Annotated in this window: 3 protein-coding genes; all 3 read right to left on the reverse strand. The window is 50.6% G+C overall.

What is annotated here, in order from left to right; all coding sequences use genetic code 11:
* Window positions 1–34: 34 nt before the first annotated feature.
* From AAX04_RS11490 to AAX04_RS11500, 3 genes are read right to left on the reverse strand one after another with little or no spacing between them, the layout of a single operon-like run.
* Entirely contained in the window at window positions 35–232 is a 198-nt protein-coding gene (locus AAX04_RS11490) for a hypothetical protein (RefSeq protein ID WP_066798394.1), read from the reverse strand.
* A 56-nt stretch (window positions 233–288) separates the two neighbouring features.
* A complete protein-coding gene (locus AAX04_RS11495; RefSeq protein ID WP_066798396.1) occupies window positions 289–492 on the reverse strand; it encodes a hypothetical protein in 204 nt (67 codons plus the stop codon).
* Between the two features lie 58 nt (window positions 493–550).
* The gene (locus AAX04_RS11500) at window positions 551–760 is read right to left on the reverse strand and encodes a hypothetical protein (protein ID WP_066798399.1); all 210 of its coding nucleotides are present in this window, start codon (window positions 758–760) and stop codon (window positions 551–553) included.
* Between the last annotated feature and the right edge of the window lie 219 nt (window positions 761–979).

A 979-nucleotide genomic window follows, 5' to 3' on the forward strand; every position in this document is an offset into this window, starting at 1 on the left:
GTGGCTGAGGAGACTGAGGGTGGGGAGGAGTAGGCTACTCCTCCCCCAAAACCCCCCTCAAATAATCCTCAGTTGCCTTCACCGCATCCTCTGGGCTACCTGCCTCAACTAGGAGACACGTCATTGACTCGTCACAGACAATGTACTTGCCCTCAACCTCCGCCACGTAGTATGCTCCAATCCTCCTTAGGTTTAGGAGTTTGGGCTTTGGGATGGCCTCAGGCGTGGGCATGCTTGGGGTAGGTGGGTTGAGGGTTAATAAGGGCTTGGTTAGATAATACCCTAAAACTATTCCTCCCCAAAAACACTCTTCAAGTAATCCCCAACAGTCTTAACCGCATTCTCTGGGTTATCTGCCTCAATAATGAAGCATTCAATGGACTCATCGCACACTATGAAGGTGCCGTTGCCAAGCCCTGCCACGTGGTATGGGCCAATCATCCTCATGCCCAGTCTCCTCGGGATTGGGGATGAGGTAGTACCACCATTCATGATTATATTGAGGCTCATCCCCCTAATAAGGCTTACTCTGGAATTGAACCAGCCCTGGTTACGATTCTGCCTCAGTGTTATTATCGTTAGCCTTCTTGAACTCGACAACCTCAATCACCATGCGTAACACTGCCCCATTCTCATACCAATGCTCCCAAACCTCATTATACTCCACAGGGAGATATATGAAGTACCTACCGCCAGCCTTGGTTAACCTCCTCCTAGCCACCAGCATTGTTTTGACTTGGCTTATTAGATTGCCTGCCATACTGTGTTCACTGGACTGGGGATAATTAGGAGGCTCCCATACCCCCTGCTTGACTAGCCTGCTTAGCATGGGTGGTATGCATGATTGCACATGTGAGTATGAATGGTGTTTTAGAATTGAATGGTGTGGATGGTTCTGGGGCTCATTCTGTGGCGGGCCCGGTGGGATTTGAACCCACGACCTACGGCTTAGGAGGCCGCCGCTCTAATCCAGGCTGAG

The sequence above is a fragment of the Caldivirga sp. MU80 genome (genome assembly GCF_001663375.1).
In the GTDB taxonomy this organism is placed as follows: Archaea; Thermoproteota; Thermoprotei; order Thermoproteales; family Thermocladiaceae; genus Caldivirga.

What these genes read in the sequence shown, in the direction of transcription:
- AAX04_RS11490 (WP_066798394.1), bottom strand. Translation starts at nt 232, where the DNA reads ATGCCCACGCCTGAGGCCATCCCAAAGCCCAAACTCCTAAACCTAAGG.
- AAX04_RS11495 (WP_066798396.1), bottom strand. Translation starts at nt 492, where the DNA reads ATGAATGGTGGTACTACCTCATCCCCAATCCCGAGGAGACTGGGCATG.
- AAX04_RS11500 (WP_066798399.1), bottom strand. Translation starts at nt 760, where the DNA reads ATGGCAGGCAATCTAATAAGCCAAGTCAAAACAATGCTGGTGGCTAGG.